15 protein-coding genes and 1 pseudogene are annotated in these 17,359 nt (G+C 65.5%); 8 read left to right on the plus strand and 8 right to left on the minus strand.

Translation table 11 applies throughout. From position 1 onward, the window contains the following. Positions 1-3 precede the first annotated feature (3 nt). The 8 genes and pseudogenes from ACFYZQ_RS33885 to ACFYZQ_RS33920 all read right to left on the minus strand — a co-directional run bounded on the left by ACFYZQ_RS33885 (position 4) and on the right by ACFYZQ_RS33920 (position 11,352). A complete protein-coding gene (locus ACFYZQ_RS33885) occupies positions 4-885 on the minus strand; it encodes a hypothetical protein (protein ID WP_389156255.1) in 882 nt (293 codons plus the stop codon). Then, entirely contained in the window at positions 885-5,723 is a 4,839-nt protein-coding gene (locus ACFYZQ_RS33890) for a hypothetical protein (protein WP_389156258.1), read from the minus strand. The genes ACFYZQ_RS33885 and ACFYZQ_RS33890 overlap by 1 nt, the downstream gene beginning before the upstream one ends. Beyond that, a complete protein-coding gene (locus tag ACFYZQ_RS33895) occupies positions 5,723-5,914 on the minus strand; it encodes a hypothetical protein (protein ID WP_389156260.1) in 192 nt (63 codons plus the stop codon). The genes ACFYZQ_RS33890 and ACFYZQ_RS33895 overlap by 1 nt, the downstream gene beginning before the upstream one ends. Further along, positions 5,914-6,264 carry a hypothetical protein gene (locus ACFYZQ_RS33900; protein WP_389156263.1) on the minus strand — a complete coding sequence of 117 codons (351 nt, stop codon included), beginning with the start codon at positions 6,262-6,264 and terminating at the stop codon, positions 5,914-5,916. The genes ACFYZQ_RS33895 and ACFYZQ_RS33900 overlap by 1 nt, the downstream gene beginning before the upstream one ends. Positions 6,265-6,372: 108 nt before the next feature. Beyond that, positions 6,373-6,603 carry a hypothetical protein gene (locus tag ACFYZQ_RS33905; protein WP_389156266.1) on the minus strand — a complete coding sequence of 77 codons (231 nt, stop codon included), beginning with the start codon at positions 6,601-6,603 and terminating at the stop codon, positions 6,373-6,375. 211 nt (positions 6,604-6,814) lie between these two features. Further along, on the minus strand, positions 6,815-8,641 hold the full coding sequence (locus ACFYZQ_RS33910; RefSeq protein WP_389156269.1) for a hypothetical protein: 1,827 nt from the start codon (positions 8,639-8,641) through the stop codon (positions 6,815-6,817). A gap of 97 nt (positions 8,642-8,738) precedes the next feature. Then, a pseudogene (locus ACFYZQ_RS33915) lies at positions 8,739-9,407 on the minus strand (N-acetylmuramoyl-L-alanine amidase); the annotation flags it as partial. A gap of 10 nt (positions 9,408-9,417) precedes the next feature. Beyond that, positions 9,418-11,352 carry a hypothetical protein gene (locus ACFYZQ_RS33920; RefSeq protein ID WP_389156272.1) on the minus strand — a complete coding sequence of 645 codons (1,935 nt, stop codon included), beginning with the start codon at positions 11,350-11,352 and terminating at the stop codon, positions 9,418-9,420. 1,811 nt (positions 11,353-13,163) lie between these two features. Here ACFYZQ_RS33920 and ACFYZQ_RS33925 point away from each other — a divergent pair. The 8 genes from ACFYZQ_RS33925 to ACFYZQ_RS33960 all read left to right on the plus strand — a co-directional run bounded on the left by ACFYZQ_RS33925 (position 13,164) and on the right by ACFYZQ_RS33960 (position 17,186). Next, positions 13,164-13,505, plus strand: coding sequence for a hypothetical protein (locus ACFYZQ_RS33925; protein ID WP_389156275.1), 342 nt, complete (start codon positions 13,164-13,166; stop codon positions 13,503-13,505). Positions 13,506-13,646: 141 nt separating this feature from the next. Then, entirely contained in the window at positions 13,647-14,129 is a 483-nt protein-coding gene (locus ACFYZQ_RS33930) for a hypothetical protein (RefSeq protein ID WP_389156277.1), read from the plus strand. 774 nt (positions 14,130-14,903) lie between these two features. Further along, a complete protein-coding gene (locus ACFYZQ_RS33935) occupies positions 14,904-15,329 on the plus strand; it encodes a hypothetical protein (protein ID WP_389156280.1) in 426 nt (141 codons plus the stop codon). Positions 15,330-15,431: 102 nt separating this feature from the next. Next, positions 15,432-15,683 carry a hypothetical protein gene (locus ACFYZQ_RS33940; protein ID WP_389156283.1) on the plus strand — a complete coding sequence of 84 codons (252 nt, stop codon included), beginning with the start codon at positions 15,432-15,434 and terminating at the stop codon, positions 15,681-15,683. A gap of 2 nt (positions 15,684-15,685) precedes the next feature. After that, positions 15,686-16,090, plus strand: coding sequence for a hypothetical protein (locus ACFYZQ_RS33945; protein WP_389156286.1), 405 nt, complete (start codon positions 15,686-15,688; stop codon positions 16,088-16,090). Between the two features lie 135 nt (positions 16,091-16,225). Then, complete coding sequence (locus ACFYZQ_RS33950) at positions 16,226-16,759, plus strand: hypothetical protein (protein ID WP_389156288.1); 534 nt, start codon at positions 16,226-16,228, stop codon at positions 16,757-16,759. A 3-nt stretch (positions 16,760-16,762) separates the two neighbouring features. Further along, positions 16,763-17,002 carry a hypothetical protein gene (locus tag ACFYZQ_RS33955; protein WP_389156291.1) on the plus strand — a complete coding sequence of 80 codons (240 nt, stop codon included), beginning with the start codon at positions 16,763-16,765 and terminating at the stop codon, positions 17,000-17,002. Position 17,003: 1 nt separating this feature from the next. Then, positions 17,004-17,186 carry a hypothetical protein gene (locus tag ACFYZQ_RS33960; protein WP_389156293.1) on the plus strand — a complete coding sequence of 61 codons (183 nt, stop codon included), beginning with the start codon at positions 17,004-17,006 and terminating at the stop codon, positions 17,184-17,186. The last annotated feature ends 173 nt before the right edge of the window (positions 17,187-17,359 follow it).

Genomic DNA, 17,359 nt, shown 5'->3' on the forward strand with positions numbered 1-17,359 from the left:
GGCCTACTCCGGCGACCCGAAGACAAGGGACTCCAGCGCATTCGCGTAGGTGGTGGCCGCCTGGAAGGCCCCGTACTCCTTCTTCTTCTTGACCTGCTGCTCTCCGATGTACTGCTTGCCCTCGGCACTGACGCCACCGGAGGAGGTGGTGGAGGAGCTGAGCTGTTGGCCGGTGTCCATGTCGTACTGCGTGGTCGTCGTGGCCACGACCGGGTTGTTCTGCTCTGCGCTGTGCAAGGCGCTGGCGAAGTTCGTCAGCTCTCCCGCACCGGGGTCGCGGCCCATCAGATCCTGAAACAGCTTGGTGGCCACGGCCTTGGCCGTGTCCGGGTCGGTCAGGTCAACCCGGGTGTCCACCATCTGCGCCTTGCCGTTGCCCAGGTAGGTGCCCGGACCGGTGTACCGCCGCTCGCCCGTCTGGGTGTTGATCTCCCAGACGCCCATATTTTTCCATGCGTTGGCCCCGCCGGAGGCCTGCACGTAGGACGCCATCAGGTCGAAGGGGCTGACCTTCTTGCCCGCGGCCCCGTAGAGGGCCGCTTCCTTCACGAGCTTCTTCCAGAGCTTGCCCGCCTCCAGGGGGCCGTCCCCGATCTTGAGCATGCCGGACAGAACACCCTTGGACAGGAAATCGGCCTGCTTCTTGGTGTTCCAGGTGTAGAAGTCCTGCGCAGCCTCATCCTCGCTCGCCCACAGATCTGTGGGCTTCCTCTGCGGGGCCACGCTGCCGGAGCCGCCGTGCGGGCCGTACTGCCCGTACGTCTGCCCCATGTACACCCGGCCGGAGCCGCTTGAGGATGAACCGCTGGCGGCCAGCAACTGCTGAAGTGCAGCGAGGTCGCCACCTCCGCCAGAGCCGCCCTTGCCACTGCTTGCGATGGCCATTACGCCGCCTCCGTGCTTGCCAGGCCCGTGATGTCCAGGCCCATGTCCCTGGCCAGGTACCGGTGGTACAGGTCACCGAAGTTGGTGTTGGACTCGATCAGCGCGTCGACAACCCGCGCCCAGCCCGTGGCCAGGTCGGAATTGACCTTGGCGCCAAGGTCGAGAGATCCGCCCGCCTGGTCACGGCGGGCTAGCTCGGTCGTCACTGCGCGACGGAACATGAGGTACTGCTGAAGGACTCGCAGATCCGAGCGCTTCGGCTGCTTGGCCAACTCTGAGTTCGCCACGGCCGTGAGGCCGGGGATCATGCGGTCATACCGCTTTGGGTCGAGTGAGTAGTAGTCCTTGCTCCACTGCTCGTTGTAGTACGGGTTGTCGCTGCCGTCGGGGAGCAAGGGGTCTCCGTACAGCTTCGCCACGGCGGAACGCAGCTGCTTGAACTGGTCAGCGCCCTCATCCTCGAAGGAGTCGAAGCCTGCCGAGTGCAACTGAGCGGTGACGGTGTTCATCAGCTTTGTGTACTTGGCCCAGCCCAGACGGCGCTGGTTCTCCTTCATCGCCTCGTCTGCGCTGAGCTTGGTGCGCTGCATCTCCGCACCGCCCGGAACGAGCGGCGTCGACAGCTGATAGGCGTACGCTTCCGGCGAGAAGGGGCCGTTGCCCTCGGGGCCGACGATCAGGGCCGCCAGCTCGGGGTTCTTGGCGATCAGGTTCGCGTACTTCTTCTCAAGCTCAACGGCCTTCATCGTGGCCGGGACGCCGGCCACGTTGTCGGAGGTGGCTTGAGCAAAGATGAAGTGCGACTCACCGAAGCGCTTCAGGTACTCCTCATCCGCGGTGAGTGGGTTCTTCCGGCGCAGGTTGTTGTACTGGTCGCGGAAGAACTGGTACTTGTCCGGCTTCTGGGTGCTGAACGGCTGGGTGAAGGCCGTGGCCGCGGACCAGAGCCAGTAGTTCCTGGTCCGGTCGGCGATCTCCTTCGCCGTCGGCATGGGCTTGCCCAGGTTGGCGTGCTCGTAGGCTGCCTGCTGCATGATCTGGAGCTTGATGCGCTGGTATCGCTCGTCAGAGCTATCCCAGGCGGTGAGGAAGTTTCGGGCGTACGCGGGCAAGGCTTGCTGAGCGACCGTTTCCCCGACACCGCCAGGTGTCGGCCCGAAGGGCAGCACGCCCAGCTTGCGCAGCAGCTCCGCTTGCTTCGGCTTGTCCTTGACCAGCATCGAGGCGGGGATGCTCACTACCGGGCCAGTGCCCGGGTTGAACCAGGGGTCGCCTTGGGTGATCAGGTTCATGGAGTCCTGAGAAATCTTCCATGAGCCCGAGGAGTCCATGCCCCACACCTTGCCGATGGGCCCGTTGGCGATGAACTTCGGGACCCGGGCCATGATGTAGCGCTCAGACTTCGGCACGAAGCGCTTGACCAGCTTGCCCGTCTTGTCGTCGTAGACCTCGGTCGTGCCGTCGCGACGGATCTGGTTGCCGTCCTGGTCCTGCGCCCACCCCCAACTCATGGGGGCGTTGAAGAAGACGTTGGCGTAACCGACTACTTGGGGTCGGTCGGCGATGATGCGTGCCCACCGCTGCCATGCCTCGGTGGTCGCCGCGTAGAACGGGGACGTGAAGCGCAGGGCGTGCGCCACGTCTGTCCGGTGGGCGATGTCAAAGACGAGCTTGCGTGTGTCCTTCAGGGCCAGGCGGCGAGCCGTCTCGGCGATGCGGTCGGCGTCTGCCTGGGTGAGGTTGACGCCCTGCTTCATTTCCTGTGAGGCCAGGGCCTTGGCGTGGCCCTCATACAGCTGGTTGAAGAGCGGGTGACGGCTCATGCGGTCCGCGGGGATCGAGGCGGCCCACTTGTACCACCAGTCAATCACGCGGTCTGCGGCCCGCGCGGCGTTGTTTGACCCGGCCAGGGCCTCGCCAAGCTGGGAGCTGTGCACGTACTGCGGGTACACCCCGGTCTTGGCCATGTCGGTCAGATAGTCGATGTCCGCTTCGCCCTTCAGGACGGCGTCGCGGAAGTTCGAGACATCCGGTATGTACTCGTCCACCTCATGCCAGACGCTGGCGGCGATCCTCTCGGGGGTGTCGTACTTGATCCCGAGCCGCTTGCGGTACGCCCGGCCGGCGGGCGTCTTCCGCAGCCACTGCGCCATCTGATTGGCGCTCGCGCCCTTAACCGCCTGAACGGCCAATTCGTCCTGCATGATCTGGTGGTTGATCGCCTTGTGCCACGCCTCCACGAAAGTCTTCTCAGTGCCCGGGTAGCTGATCGGTGCTGCCGCGATGGTGTTGGCCGACTTCTGCAGGTTGCTGTGGATCAGCTGCTTGTTCCGCGCGAGCATGGTGCGCAGCTGATCGTCTGAGCTGATCAGCTTCATGTAGTACTCGCCCTGTTCGCCGCCCAGGGCGGGCGGAAGGACGACACCGGGGGCCACTTCCACGCGCTTGTAGGTCTGCGAAGACTGGCGAAAGCCCCGCTTGCGCGCTTCCTTCGCGGCATCGGCCGCGGTCGTCTGGACATCGCGCTGCGACCTCAGGTTGTCCAACTGGTCATCAAGCTGGGCCAGGGCCGCCTTCCGCTGCGGCGAGTGGTTCGCTAGCCGCTTCTGTGCGGCGGTGACCTGGTCGCCCAGCTTGTTCGTCAGCTGCTGCATCGCCGCGTACTTCACCGGGTCCGCAGCGGGGTTCATCGTGGTCAGCTTCGCCTGCGCCCGCTGGGCCCGCGCCTCCGCCTTCTTGAGGTCCGAGGTGTGTACGGCCTCGGTCGCCGCGATGCGCTGCCGAAGGGAATCGGCCTGCGGCTGAAGGTTGGTGATCTCATCGTCCGCGTACTTGACGCCCTGGCGGGCTGCAGCCTCTGCCGCCTCGTAGTGGGAGGCCGGGCGCCAGTGGGCCAGGTTGGTGGCCAGGTTCTTCACGCCGTAACCGGTGCGGGCCGCCATGGTCGCGGCCCCGAGGCGGGCGACCTGGCCCAGGAGATCATCGGACAGGACGCGGGGGATGTACCCGAGGCGGAAGAGGGTGCTGAACTTCCACAGGTGGGACAGATGGTCCATCCCGTCGATCAGCCAGTCCGGGTTGCCGATCCTGCTCGTGCGCAGCGCCTTGAGGGCGGAGGCGTTCCGGGCAAGTGTCTTGTCCAGGGCGGTCAGGTCGATCAGGACTTGATCGTTGGCCAGCTTGGTGACCATGTTGGGGTGGATCTTCAAGCGGGTGCCGGTGGGGTCCGCGGCGAAGATGTCCACCGACTGACGCTGAGCGCCGAAGTTCGCGCCCGAATAGCGTCGCAACTCCTCCTGGCCGTGGGTGATGTTGTTCCTGTACTCGCGGTACAGGGCCATGCCCTCGTCATAAGTGAAGCCGTGCCGCTCGGCGATCTTTGTGACGGCCAGGGCCTGCATCTCGTCCAGGGCGGTCATACGCTCGCCCTCGCTCGTTGTCCGCAGGTAGTTGTTCAGCAGGTCGGCACGGATGTCCGGGCCGATGCCCGGGATGCGGGCAATCTGCCCTCGCAGCTCATCCACTGCTTCGGGGTGGATGTCGTCGATGGCGATCAGGCCATTGGGGTGCTTCTCACCGAAGGCGCGCACCATCGTGGCGGAGCTGCCGAAGAAGTCGCTGGCATAGATCCTGCTCTTCTTCAGCACGCCGGGCGTGCCGCCACTCGACCCAAGAGCCGGTCCGGTCCGGTAAAGCCTCTGGTTCGAGGTCCGCGCGTATGCGCGCGAGGGCGAAAGGCTCGTCAGGTTCAGAGCGTCCAGTTCGCCGTAGTGGTTCAGTGCGGCGTCATACCTGGCCGTGAGGTCTTCATCGGCCGCGATGCGGTCTCGCAGCTGGTCCATCCGGCGCTCGACCATGGCCGCGAGGTTCGGCGAGTTCATCGCCTGGACCCGCGGCATGACGTTCAGCTCCAGGTGGGACAAGCGGGAGTTGTCGGCGTCCATGCGCAGCGCCGCCGACGCGTTCTCGTCCTGAAGCCGCGCTCGGGCGGTGACATCCCCCAGCGTGGTTCGGAGGAACAGGTTCACTTCATCAGGCGTCTTGAGCTGCGAAACGATGCCGCCGGCACGGGGCCCCAGAGCCGACTTCTTGAACATCGACAGGTTGTTGATCAGGTCCGGCTGGTCCTTGTTCTTCCACAAAAACTCCTGGACCTTCGCCATCCGCGAGGACTTCATCAACGAGTCGATGTTCCCGCTCGTCCAACCACCCTTGGGGCGGGGCGTGACGATGTACTTGGTCCGGACTGCTCCCACGGCCCTGCCCGCCAGGACTGCGGGGTCCAACCACCAGCGGGCAGCGAAGTCCGTTGCTCCCGAGGCCCACTTGAAAAAGGTGCTGTCCCGGCGCAGAGAGTCTATGTACTGGTTGCCCACGGCAGGCATACCGGCCTTCTTCAGCAGCTCCTGCTGTTGCTCGTCCGGCAGATCCTTCCAGTCAGGCGGCAGGTAGGCCGCGCTGGGCGAGGCGTACACGAGGGGGGAGTTGACGGCCTTCTCCGTCTGCTGGCTGTTGAGGAAGAAGGCCTGACCGGGAGAGATGTGATTGGCGGCATGCCAGGCCTTGGCCCAGTTGCTGGCGTGGAAGGGACCGCCGGGTAGTTCGCCTGCCATGAGAGTTGTCGAGAGCGGCTGACTGACGCCATTGTCGTAGGCCCAGTTCATGCCCTCCATCGCCTTCTCGATGGGCTTCGAGCCGGGCGCAAGAACGTACTTGTCCAGGGCCTTCGCTGTCGCGGAGTCCCTGTCGTCGTCGCCTATGCCCGCCGTCCAGCCTCCGATGATGGGGATGGCGATCGAGGCATCCCGGAGGTTCTTGAGGAAGTCACCGAAACCCATCAGACCTCCGGGCCGGCGGAGGAGTCCTCAGCGGGGTATACGTCGATGGCGGTAGGTGCGGCCTGAAGGCCGTACGCCAGGTCGTAGCCGATGTGATCGGCGTTCGGCCCGTTCATGGCCATGTCGAAGGCCAGTGCGGGCGTGTCGTCGAAGAACGACACGTAGTTTCCGAGCGTCGTCCACCAATCCATCAGGCCATCCCCTTCAACTGGCGTACGAGGTTGCGGGCGGCCTTCGAGCTGTTCGGCTGGTTGGCCATGTGCTCGAAGACCGGCAGGTAGGCAATGAGCCGCCGAAGGTCTTCGTCCGGCTGGTTCGGCAGCCCCAGGGCCTCCGGCCCGGGACCGTCACCCATCGCCGCCCCGGCCGTCACCGGGGTATCCGGCTGCTGGGTCGGCTGGTCGAAGCCGATCAGGCCGTCCGTCACGTCCCCGGCTGGCTGTGGGGCGCCGACGTCCCCGCCCGGGGACGCGGCCATGGGTGCCGACTGTTGGAGCTGCTGGAGGTTCTGCCGGTCGCCGTACTGACCCCCGCTGGGCACACGGACCGGCTGACTGGCCGGTCCGCCATCGGTGCGCTTGCTCAGTGCACCCGGCCCGCTGACGGGGGCCGGGCTGTCCGGCTGCCTGTATCCGCCGCGGGCCATGGCTTAGTGCGCCTTGTTGCTGTCGTTGCTGCCCGTCGTGGGGTGTCCTGGCTGAAGGCTGGTGGTGTTCCAGCCCGCGATGTTCGGCGTCTCGGTGTTGCCGCCGGTGTCGCCAGAGTTCGAACCCTGCATAGGCATCTGCGTGTTCGGGGACTCCATGCCGCCCTTCAGGCTGGCCATGGGCTGGCTGCCGCCCTCGTGGTACGGGTCGCCGCTGAATCCGGTGTCAGACATGATCACTTCTCCTTCTTGTGTCCAGCGGCGCAGTACTTGGGCTTGGCGCCCTTGCCTGACCACTCCTTCTTGGGCTCCGAACACCCGTCGTGCTCGCAGACTTCCAAGATCAACTCACTCGAGTTTTCGTCAGCGCGCGTACGTGACGCCTCGCAGCCCAGCCAATGGGTTGGGGTGCCGTTCTCGGCCTCACGGCCACACTCCGGGCACGTCATGCCGGAACGCTCCTCTTCACTGATGCGGAGGCGGTAGGCCGTCCGCTACTGGTCAGGCCGGCGAGCAGGCTCATGACGTCAGGCTTGCCGCCCGGCCCCATCTCCGCCTGGCCCGGGGCGAAGCCACCGGGTGCGCCGGTCGTCGGGTTGACGCCGAAGGGAACGCCCCCGGGGCCCTGGCCCTCTCCAGGGCCACCGGGAGCATCAGGAGCGCCAGCCGAGGACGCGGCAGGCTGGGGCTCCGGCTGGAAGGCGGTCAGGATCGCCTCATGCATGGGCATGCGCTCACGCAGGTCAATCAATCGGGCGGCGTTGGTCAGGAGCGTGGTCGGGTCCATGCCCTGCTGGGCCATGATCCCGATGGAGGAGAGCAGGGCGAACACGCCTTGCTTGAGAGCATCCGTAGTCTGTTCCTGGTCCACCTGGGCCTGGAGCTGCGCCACGTCCACATCCATGGGCAGCTGGCGCTGTACGAAGTCCCGGGAGACGAGCTGATCGCCGCGCAGCTGAAGCAGGAAGATCAGCGCCTGGTTCGGGTTCATCCCCGAGGCGAAGCCGTAGGTGACGCTGACCCGGTAGTTGCCCTTGATGTCCTTCGCGGGGGTGTACGTCTCCTCGAAGGGCGAGCCGTTGATGACGCCCGAGATGGACTTCTTGGTGTCCGGCCAGAACTTCTCATCCATCTCAAAGGCCAGCTCCAGGGCCTCCTGGAGCGCGTGGCCGATGAGGAGCTGACCAGTCGCTACTTGGATGTCGTAGCCGCCATTCAGGGCGTTCACGCCCTGGCCGGTGATGATCGAGGCGTGGACGTCTCCGGTGGCGCTGGCCGGCGTGCGCGTCCCGCGCATCACCTCTTCCTGGAGCAAGGCGTCCTGCTGCCAAGCGGCCTGCGGCAGGTCGGTCCCAACGCGCCGGATCTTCTCCGGCGAATTGGTGCGAATGACCGCATCATCGCCAAAAGGTATTTTCTGGACGTCTGTCGGGATGGCCAAAGGGGCTCTGACGGTCTGCTGCGTGGCCTGAAGGCCCAGCATCGCCACTCGGTTGCGGGCCAGCATCGGCCAGACCACGTCATCGAACTGGCCGCGGTCGCTGTCATCCCAGGTGGGCTTGCGCGCGATGGCCACCGGCACCTTGCCGAAGCGGTTCGGCGCCTCCATCAGAACGAGGTTCTTACGCTCCGGCATGTACAGGACGTAGGAGTCCTTGTCGCAGTACTTGACCACCTCAAGCTCTGTGTCACCGGTGGTCTGTCGGCCAAGGGGCTGGTCCTCGCCCAGGATCGCTGTGGCGTACTCCGGGAACTTGCTGGCCAGCTTCCGGGCGCTCTCGCGCCAGACCTTCGTGTAGCTGATGACCTTGCCCGCCAAGTCGTACTGCGGGTACGACTTCATGGGATTGTCGATCCGCAGGCGGGGACGGCCCTTCTCGAAGTCCGCATCCACCACGATGGGCATTGACCCGTACGTCAGGTACCAGTCGCAGCCGGTCGGCATCTGCTTTGCCATGGCGGAGTCGAGGACGTACGAATAGGCGATCTTCGTCTTCTTGGCAACGATCTTCTTTTGCCGGTCCGAGGAGACCACGCCTGGAGCGCAGTTGATGGACGGCAGCGGCGCCAGGTTCTCCGCCAGCTGGCGGGCGGAGGTGTCCAGGATGTTCGCAGTGATCGGACGCGGCCAGGCGTCCGGCATGCTCCCGGGCGCGATGTTGTCGATCTTCTGTGCGCGGGCATCGAAGATCGTCTGATGCCGCTGGTCGCGCTCGACGGCGTCACGGCGCAGCGCTTCAACGCGCCGGGCTATGAGCTGAATGTCCGCCATGACCACCTCCTGCGATCGAAAGATACAACGGTCACTTCACCTTTGATTCCAAAGCGGTGACGCGCTTCTCCAGGGCCGCCACGCGCTGCTCAAGCGTCGGGGCAGGGCCGGGAGCGCTAGGCGGGGTGACGAGCTTCCATTCGCCGGCCTTCTTGGCCAGGCAGGCCGCCACCTTCTTGCGCATGTCCGGCATGACCACTGCGGAGCCCTTAGGGTCCGACTTGTAGTCGGACCACTCCAGGTGGCCGATCACGGACTTCGAGCCCCACCGGTGGGCCCGGCAGATGGCGGCCGACGCCTTCACCATCGCCTGGACCTGGGCATCGGGCCACGGGTCCTTGCCGTCCCCGAGGTTCACGCACTCGAAGCCGTAGAAGTGGCTGTTGCCATCCACGGCGCCGGAAGAGCCCTGATGCTCGTGCGTCACCGGCGGCCGGTCGGAGTAGTTCTCTCCGGTCACCGCGGCCAAGACCCTTGGGTCCCCGCCACCGGCGTGGTTCGCTCGGCCGTTGCCGACGAGCCAGACTTCGCCCTTCTTGTCGATCACGCCATGGCACAGCGGCCCCGGAAGGTCCGCGCTGCCGTCGTAGCAGTAGTCGACCATGCCGTTCAGCCCGGCCGTGTGGTGGAGCATCACGCCGTTCATGGGGCCCCATGCGCCCTTGAGATCGCGGTTGTGGTGGCGCCAGTCGCGCACCTCATGCACCACCAGGCCCTCAGCCTTGAGGGCCGTCACAAGCTGATCGGCGGTCAGTGGAGTCGCCACGTCTTCTCCTTCACCAGCTGATGGCGCCGTTCCAGGCGCCGGCGCCCTGCTGCTGCAAGGCAAAGTCGATGTCGACGACCAGCTGTCGGGCCTGGTCACGCTCAGATGTGAACTCCGAGCTGTTCACGTGCCAGCCGGAAAAGTCGCTGACCATGAGTTCGCGGCAGCGGATCTCCGCGAACCAGAGCGCCATCACGCAGTCGGTCAATCCCTTGGTCTCTGGGAACCAGCTGCACAGCTGCTCAATAAGCGCCCGTACGCCCTCGCTCTGTGTCTGCGACGGCAGGCGGATCAGGTTGTGGCCGTCCTTCCAGCTCTCGAAGAGCGGCGCCATGGAGGCCACGCCGAAATCCGGGTCCCACTTGTTGGTGTTCGTGTGGTGGCCGGAGATCAGGCACCCGCGGCTGGAGAGATACGCACGTACCTCCTGGTCCTGCGTGATGGACGCCTGATAGGCGTTCTTCTCCACTCGCCACTCGCTCACCGAGTACCGCTCGGTCAGGCGCTTGATCTCCGCGCGCATCTCGTGCGGTGGCATGCCTCGCTTGTTCACCACGTCCAGCACCCAGCGCACACCGGTGCGCCGGTCCAGGCCGACTACCACCATGGCAGTGCACCCGGCCGCCGCCGGGTCGAGGCCGGCCACGACGAGAAGGCCATCCATCCCGTACCGGCGATGGTCCGACTGGCCATCAAACATGCGGCCCGGGTAGCGGGCCCGGTCCACGCAGCCTTGAACGGCCTCCATCTTGAACACGGCGTCGTCGGCCACCTGGTCCTGCTGGTAGACCAAGCTCCAGTTCCGCGGAGACATCTTCCGGCGCTTCTTCGAGAGCGCCTTGCCATCCCACATCGGCCACAGGCCGTGTTCGTCCTGCTGCACGAGCTTGCGGGCGGCGATGGTGACCGGCGGCCGATTCGTCTTCGGCCAGAGCGTTACCCAGTCCTTGGGGTCCTCCGCGTACTCCAGCACGGCCGGCTGAGTCAGGTACGTCCAGGGCGACTGACCTTCGGCGTAGTACTGCGGCTTCAGGATCTCCGAGTACAGATCCACCGTCTCCATGCGGGTACCGATCAGCAGCATGCGCCCACCGGCGTCAGCCACACGGGAACCCACCTGGTTCTGAATCCAAGTGATCTGCTGCTCGTAGGCCTGGTGGTTGGTGTGGTCCACGCAGTCGTCCATGATCGCGAGATCACATCGGGAGCCGTAGATGTGGCCGCCGATGCCTACGGCCTGAACGGTGGGGTCCTTCTCACCGGCCGTACGCCCGGCCACATAGATCCGGTCCGCGGTCCAGGAGGCAGCGCCCTCCGCATAGCCCCCCGGCGGGCCGAAGGCCTGCTGAAGATCGAGGTATGTCTCAGACTCGGCCAAGCGCTCCTTGATGGAGAGCAAGAACTTCTTGGCCATGTCCTGCGTCTTGGAGATCAGCAGGATGCGGACGTTCGGGTCCTGAACGATCCTCCACACCACGTAGTTGACCGTCAGCGTGGTCGACTTCGCGTGCTCAGGTGGCGTATTGACGAGGATCTGATCCTCGTCACCGCGGATGTACCGCTGCGCAGGGTGCAGACCCCGGGGCTCCCGGCCCTCAAGCAGGTCGTACCACTGCAAGTGGTGCTCGAAGAGCTGCGTATTGAGATACCGCTCGCAGAACTCCGGGAAGTCCGGCACCTCGGGACTCTCGCCCTGAGCCTTCTCGATCTGGGCTTGCAAGGCCCGGTCGATCAAGTCCCGGTAGTCCGGGTCGGACTTGCGGTAGTACTCGTGGGTCTTGCGGACCACGCCGGCCTGGCGGCAGCCCTCGGCGATCGTGTGCCCCATGCGCACGGTCGCCAAGATGATCTGCTTGCGCTCCTTCGAGGAGGCCTTCGAGATCCGGCGGTCCCTCGGGGAACCGCCGCCCAGCTTGCCGTCCTTGTTGACCGTCAGGCGGGCCACGTCCACCTCCCCGCATCCCTGGGGCCCTCACGGGGCCCGACCGGGGCGGGAAGGTACGGCTTTGAATCAAATTCCGCGAACAGCCCGAGCACGAGCCGAAAATGGAACGCGTTCTAGTTTGATCGCGGAATCCGACGGCTTCTCGTACATTTCGCCCCGCCGGGTCGAGCACGCTCCCCGGTCGCCGGATCTGAAATCCGACGCAGGCCGTCAGAGGGCGCCGCACAATCGCGCCCAGATTCGGCTGAGCGCACCCCGAGCAACAGGCGTCCGAAGGTCGGAGCGCCGGGGCGGACATCACCCAAGACCTGTTGCAAAACGCCGCGCTGACCAGGAGTAACGCCCTGGTCATGCCCCGCCAGGGCTACCCCTGCCCCGGCGGAAGCCGGAGCCCAGCCGGCGGCCCCGAAAGGCCGCCTCACAGCCCGGCGCAAGGGCCGCACACAGCGGCCCGGAAATGCGCCGAGAGGCCGCCACAAAGGCGGCCAGCGGACTGGGGAGTCTTCCACCGAGACCTGGGCGGAGACCAGGGATCGGGGGCCAAGGCGGCTTTAGCACCGTGGGGTCAGACACGGTGCAAAAGCGGGCATAGTGCCACCTGAGGTGGCCAGAGGGGGCCTCCTTGGCCCCCGATCATGCGAGGTGGACACTCGTCCACCCTGCTTATCGCAGGCTGGCCAGTGTCCCCACCATGGATACCTAGGTCGCGCAGGCCTACGCATACGGGGCTGCACCACAGTGCAGCCCAGCTGTGCACCACCACCGTGGGCAGTGTGGTGGTGCACTCATGCGTGGCCCACATCGGTGGGCCACAGCTGTGTGCGCTCCGGCCGTCGAGCGTCCAGCCCGAGCGCCGCTCACGCGCGTACATGCGCGCGCGTGTACGCCCGTGCGCATGCCGGCACGCGCGTATGCGCGCGAGGCCGGCGACCCTGGTCCGACCCATGATCAGCTGTTCGTGCATTGTGATGCACTGATCATCTTCCGCTTATGTTCGAATCGCGCCGTTCGAACGCCACATCAGTCACAGGGTGACCAGCCCGTTACTGACTGCCCGTCATGCGACCTACGCCACCAGGGCCCCCCGACCTGCATTTATGCGATTCGCACCCTGTGTGCGCCGAGCGTGCGGCGCACGCTCCGGACGTTGTCCAGCCATGGCTTCACATGCCCTCCACATAGCCCTTGATCAGCTTCCGTAACCGCGAATCCACTTGGACGAGAGTCAGGTTCGGAATCTCGGCCAGCTAAGGCAACCCTCATAAGTGCAGCTCAGAGGCCATCCCAAAAAAATCTTCAGAGAAGTTTCTCTGACCCGCTTGACCGCGTTCGCGGTCAAAGGGCATGGTGGTGCTCCCGCCGGGGACGGAGCGAAAGCAAAGAAACCGGGAGGGGTTGCGTGGCTGGTCTTCACAGCTCAGTCACTTGATGTGGCAGGTGAACTCACCTTCGGGTGAGGGAGGGCGGCCGGGAGGGCCAGAACACTCCCGGGCAGTGCTGCGGAGAGCAGCGGTGCGAGCGACCACCACAGGTGGTCCGTCGAGCGTGGGGTGAGGGCACAGCCCCCCACAGAGGCTCCGGACGACACCTAGGCGCGACGACCACCAAAGCCCCGGCACTGAGACCGCGTAAGGGCCCCCCATGGGGTACCTGCGAGAGACGGACAGGGTTGGTTGGGCCCGTAGCTGCCGTCACTCGTCATGCGGACAGGGGTGCCACTGGATGCCCTGGTATCCCTGTCCGCTTGATGAGTCCATGCATGCCGACGGGTGCCACCGTCGACATGCCCACATGATCCTGGAGAGGCGATCATGACTGAACTGAACAAGATCAACGACCGTGCCGGCATGGTCGAGAAAACGATCTTGACCCCCCTGAATCGTGCCCTGGAACACGCCGCGGAAGCGCGTGCCAAGCGGTTCTCTCTCGATGCTGAGAGCGAGTTGCAGATCATGCGTGAGCGGCTGCTCGGTTTCGGCGCGACCAAAGCTGACGCCGTTCAGATGGGCACGGACTGCGGCAACATGTCGTGGCCGTACGAGTCGCCGTACGGCACGGTCCCGTGGCGGACCGTGGCCGATGACCACGAGAAGTGCGCCATTACCGACTTCTACGGCACACCGTACGGCGTGCTGTGGGTCAACTCGCAGTGACTGAACCTGCCGGAGTATCGAGCGGCCCCCGAGTGCCATCGGGGGCCGCTGGCTTGCTCTTACAGGAACAGAGCACGTGCGACATGGGGGTGCCACCCCGCGACGCACGCACAACTGATCACTCTTGGAGAGGCAGTGATCATGAGGGTAAAGCTGGTCAAGGTTGACCGCACGGTCTACCGCACTCGCGTTCAGTGGGCAATCGGCAAGGACCGCGACGGACAGGACATCGTTCCCTTCGGGGGCGTGTGGGAGCGTGACAGCGTCGACGACGCGTTGATCATCGCCGAAGAGACAGCCGCTAGCACGTACGAACTGGCCGGAGAGACGCGCCGTCGCCACGTGTGGGTGGAAAAGGTCACGTGCTACCGCGACGGCTCGGAGGAGTCCGTCACGCTGCGCGAGTACAACCGTCCGGCGGAGCCGGAGCCGGTAGTTCACGTCGTGAGCGCAACACAGATCGTCACCCCAGAGGGTCAGCACGTGCTGGCCATGTGCGGTGAGGACTTGGGCCCGTATGCGGAGGCGTCCGAGATCCACCCCGTGGGCAACTACCTGTGGAGCGGCTCCCCGCAACTGAAGCGGGTGACGTGCCAGCCCTGTGCTCACCGGATCGGGGGCTGAGCATGCGGAGTGACCACACGGCGGAATTCGTCGCCACTCGTCCCTATCGAGACAACAGGGAACGTGACAGGGCCCTGTACGACCACGCCGGACGCGTGATGCGGGCCCGAAGGGAAGCCCCTGAGAGTGCACTCGCGCGTCAGCCCGTTCTCACGTCGTCCGGAACCGTGATCTTCTCCGCGGAAACGGCAGAGTGTCTGATCGGTACTCATTCTGCGGCTGTTGTATTCGCCGCCGACTCGACCACACATCGCGTACTGAACCGCAACGGTGAGCAGTGCACTACGTGGCTGTGCGTGCGGCACTGGAGCGAGCACAAGCGCGAAGACGGCGATGATCCGGAACTCCCGGACGCTGAAGTGCGGTACAGCCGCGCCCTGTAGACCCGTTGATCATCCGCAGCAGCATCGGACGGCCGTCCCGTACGGCCGTCCCCTTGCTCTTACGGATGAGAGCACGCCAACCGACGGGTGCCACCGTCGGCATGGTGCACACGATCACCCTTGGAGAGGCAGTGATCATGGGGAACACCCTTGCGGTACAGCGCATCACTGAGTGGACGCGCGACCCGTACGCGTACGACCCGCGGGCACGTCGATGCCGGATCATGTTCGGTGGGCAGACCCTTACCGCTCACACGTTCCACGCGGACAACCCGGAACAGTGGCCTCTGATCATCAGGGAGGTACTGAGCGGCCGGTACGTGGCCACCGTCAGCAACTGGAGGTCGCTCCCCGCTCAGCTGTCCGCGCGTCTCGGAACGGGGGCGTGATCATGAGCGGCATTTGGCGACTCGTCAAGGCGCCTGAACTGTGGTGCGCCGACATTGTCCGCATGCAGCGCAGCTACGAGGGCGAGCAGTATGAGACTGAGGACCGCGACGGATATACGGCAGACATGCCGGAGATCCTGGAGGTCTGGCGAGTGGAGGACATCACACGCAACGGCTGGATCACGCTCGTTCAGGAGCGTCGCCCCCTGTACGGCAAGGACTACCGCGACAGGCCGCGGTACGGGTCTCTGTTCGAGGAGACAGGGGAGCGGATCAAGGTCCGCAAGGGCGCCGGGCAGCATTTCCTGCTGGCCGTGTCCGCCTCGTTGGAGCACGACGACCTGTCTATCTGCCGTGACCGCTGGAAGCGTCTCGGCGCTCCCGCTCGTCCGGCCGAGTACCGCATGCCGGTAAGGCGTGCGGCTTGATCAACCGCCGGAGCATCGGACGCACCCGCTCAGGGTGCGTCCCCTTGCTCTTACGGATGAGAGCACGCCCGTCAACCGGTGCCACGGTTGGCGGATGTCCGCATGATCCTTGGAGAGGCGATCATGAGCGCTGAGTACACCACCCGTATCAACGGACTTCACGTCCAGGTGAGCAAGCGGGGCGGGGGCACCCTGGGCAAGAGTTACGTAGGGCTGTGGGACGTGACCGTTATGAACGGTCCGATTTACATCCTGGACGGGGAAGAGATTGACGCAGGAACTCCCAAGACACACGCCCAGATGGCCCAAATCGCCGCCGACTTCGCCTCCACCCAGATCGACGGGGAGGCGTGAGCATGAGTCACAGCCTGATCAAGACGCGACCCGGAAGCGATATGCACATGGGTGCGCTCCTGCGTGAGGCCCTGGCCTTCCAGGGCATCCGCGTGCGAGTGGATCAGCCGTGGCGCTCGCTGCCCAGTGAGTACCTGGTAGCCGAACGCGAGGGCTACACGCGGGTCTGGATTCACGCCGCGACGTGGGGCCGCGAGGGCAGCCACTACGACGTGCCGCGCGCCCAGTTGATGGCCGTTGCTGCCGTCATCACCGACGACGAGAGCACTCGGTTCGTCTACAACGGCTTCAGCGACGAGGACGCACGCCCGGTCGCACAGGCCCAAGCGATGGCGGCGGCCGTCGCGCGTCACTTCGACATGCCGGTGCGCGAGGTACCCGACCCGTTCGCCGACGACACGAACTGATCAACCGCCGGAGCACTGGGCCGGCTCACCTCTGGTGAGCCGTGCCCATGCTCTTACGGATGAGAGCACAAGGGCCCGGGGTGCCACCCGGGCCCTTGCTGTTGGCGCCACCATTCTGGAGAGGCAGGCAGCGCCATGGAGAACGCTAGCAAGACAAACGCTGCGCAGGCAGTACTGGGGTGGCTGAACAGCCACCCGCGTCAGCTGGAGATCGCGAAGCGGTACGCAGTCGCCGGGCCGCAGTACCTGGGCAACTGGGTGCGGCAGGTGATCTACCCGCCCAGCTTCCTCCCCCTGCACCCGGACGACGCGCGGAAGCTGATCGCGCTGCGCGACTCGTTCACGCGCGAGGAGTTCGACCGCATTGACTGGCCGTCCGTGTGGTCCAAGCTCACACAGGAGGCTGGACGAGCGGAAACCGCGGAGAGCGGCAAGGCAGGGACCGAGTGGACCGTGCGCAGTCGGTACGAAACAACCGACGGTGACCGCGTGACCCTGCTGTACCTGTACGGCTCAGAGGTGGACCGCTTCGCGGTGTCCTACTCGTACACCTGGCCGCACGCGCCGCAGTTCATCGAGTACGCCGACCGCGTGGACGCGGTCACGGCGTTTGTGCGCTCCCTCAATTCGGCCGAGCGTCGCGGCGTCGTGGCGCACAAGGAGGGCTGAGCCATGCCGCTCCGTCCCCTCTTCGATGTCCAGTACCACCGCCTGGTCGCCGACGGTTCCAAGGGCAGTCACCACAACACGGTCGACCAGGCCATGATTGGCATCGGTGACGCAGTCGTGGCCGGCTTCACCGTGACCCGTTGGCACTTCCCCGACCGGGAGGGCAAGCCGGTCACGCTCGTGACCATCGTCAGTCCGCACGGCGTGCTGTTCGGCGCCTACGAGTTCACCCGGGTGGCGTGACATGGCTGAGACGCAAACCATCACGCCCGGCGAGCGGTACCGGCGGAAGGGAAGCAAGCGCGAATACGCGTGGGTCATCGGACAGGCGCACGGCAGCGTGAGCTACCGGCATGCCGGAGGACTCGCAAGCGTGCCGGAAGCGCAGTTCGTGAAGCAGTTCGAGCCCGCGCCCAAGCGTCGCTGACCCTGTCACCCCAAGTCACCGGCGCCACCCCCTGGCGCCGGTCAGGCGGCCCATCCCCCCGGGCCGCCGCAGCGCTCCTGTCCCCTCAATCCCCCCGACGGGACAGGGGCACTGCTCATCCCAAGTCCGTGTGTTCGCAAGGTCGCACATCCAGCGCGTGGTGCCCATCCCCG

The sequence above is a fragment of the Streptomyces sp. NPDC001843 genome (assembly GCF_042891955.1).
GTDB lineage: Bacteria > Actinomycetota > Actinomycetes > Streptomycetales > Streptomycetaceae > Streptomyces.

Bases quoted from the DNA above. Each gene is read 5' to 3' on its own strand.
- ACFYZQ_RS33885 (WP_389156255.1), bottom strand. From the start codon at position 885: ATGGCCATCGCAAGCAGTGGCAAGGGCGGCTCTGGCGGAGGTGGCGAC.
- ACFYZQ_RS33890 (WP_389156258.1), bottom strand. From the start codon at position 5,723: ATGGGTTTCGGTGACTTCCTCAAGAACCTCCGGGATGCCTCGATCGCC.
- ACFYZQ_RS33895 (WP_389156260.1), bottom strand. From the start codon at position 5,914: ATGGATTGGTGGACGACGCTCGGAAACTACGTGTCGTTCTTCGACGAC.
- ACFYZQ_RS33905 (WP_389156266.1), bottom strand. From the start codon at position 6,603: ATGTCTGACACCGGATTCAGCGGCGACCCGTACCACGAGGGCGGCAGC.
- ACFYZQ_RS33910 (WP_389156269.1), bottom strand. From the start codon at position 8,641: ATGGCGGACATTCAGCTCATAGCCCGGCGCGTTGAAGCGCTGCGCCGT.
- ACFYZQ_RS33925 (WP_389156275.1), top strand. From the start codon at position 13,164: ATGACTGAACTGAACAAGATCAACGACCGTGCCGGCATGGTCGAGAAA.
- ACFYZQ_RS33930 (WP_389156277.1), top strand. From the start codon at position 13,647: ATGAGGGTAAAGCTGGTCAAGGTTGACCGCACGGTCTACCGCACTCGC.
- ACFYZQ_RS33935 (WP_389156280.1), top strand. From the start codon at position 14,904: ATGAGCGGCATTTGGCGACTCGTCAAGGCGCCTGAACTGTGGTGCGCC.
- ACFYZQ_RS33940 (WP_389156283.1), top strand. From the start codon at position 15,432: ATGATCCTTGGAGAGGCGATCATGAGCGCTGAGTACACCACCCGTATC.
- ACFYZQ_RS33945 (WP_389156286.1), top strand. From the start codon at position 15,686: ATGAGTCACAGCCTGATCAAGACGCGACCCGGAAGCGATATGCACATG.
- ACFYZQ_RS33950 (WP_389156288.1), top strand. From the start codon at position 16,226: ATGGAGAACGCTAGCAAGACAAACGCTGCGCAGGCAGTACTGGGGTGG.
- ACFYZQ_RS33955 (WP_389156291.1), top strand. From the start codon at position 16,763: ATGCCGCTCCGTCCCCTCTTCGATGTCCAGTACCACCGCCTGGTCGCC.
- ACFYZQ_RS33960 (WP_389156293.1), top strand. From the start codon at position 17,004: ATGGCTGAGACGCAAACCATCACGCCCGGCGAGCGGTACCGGCGGAAG.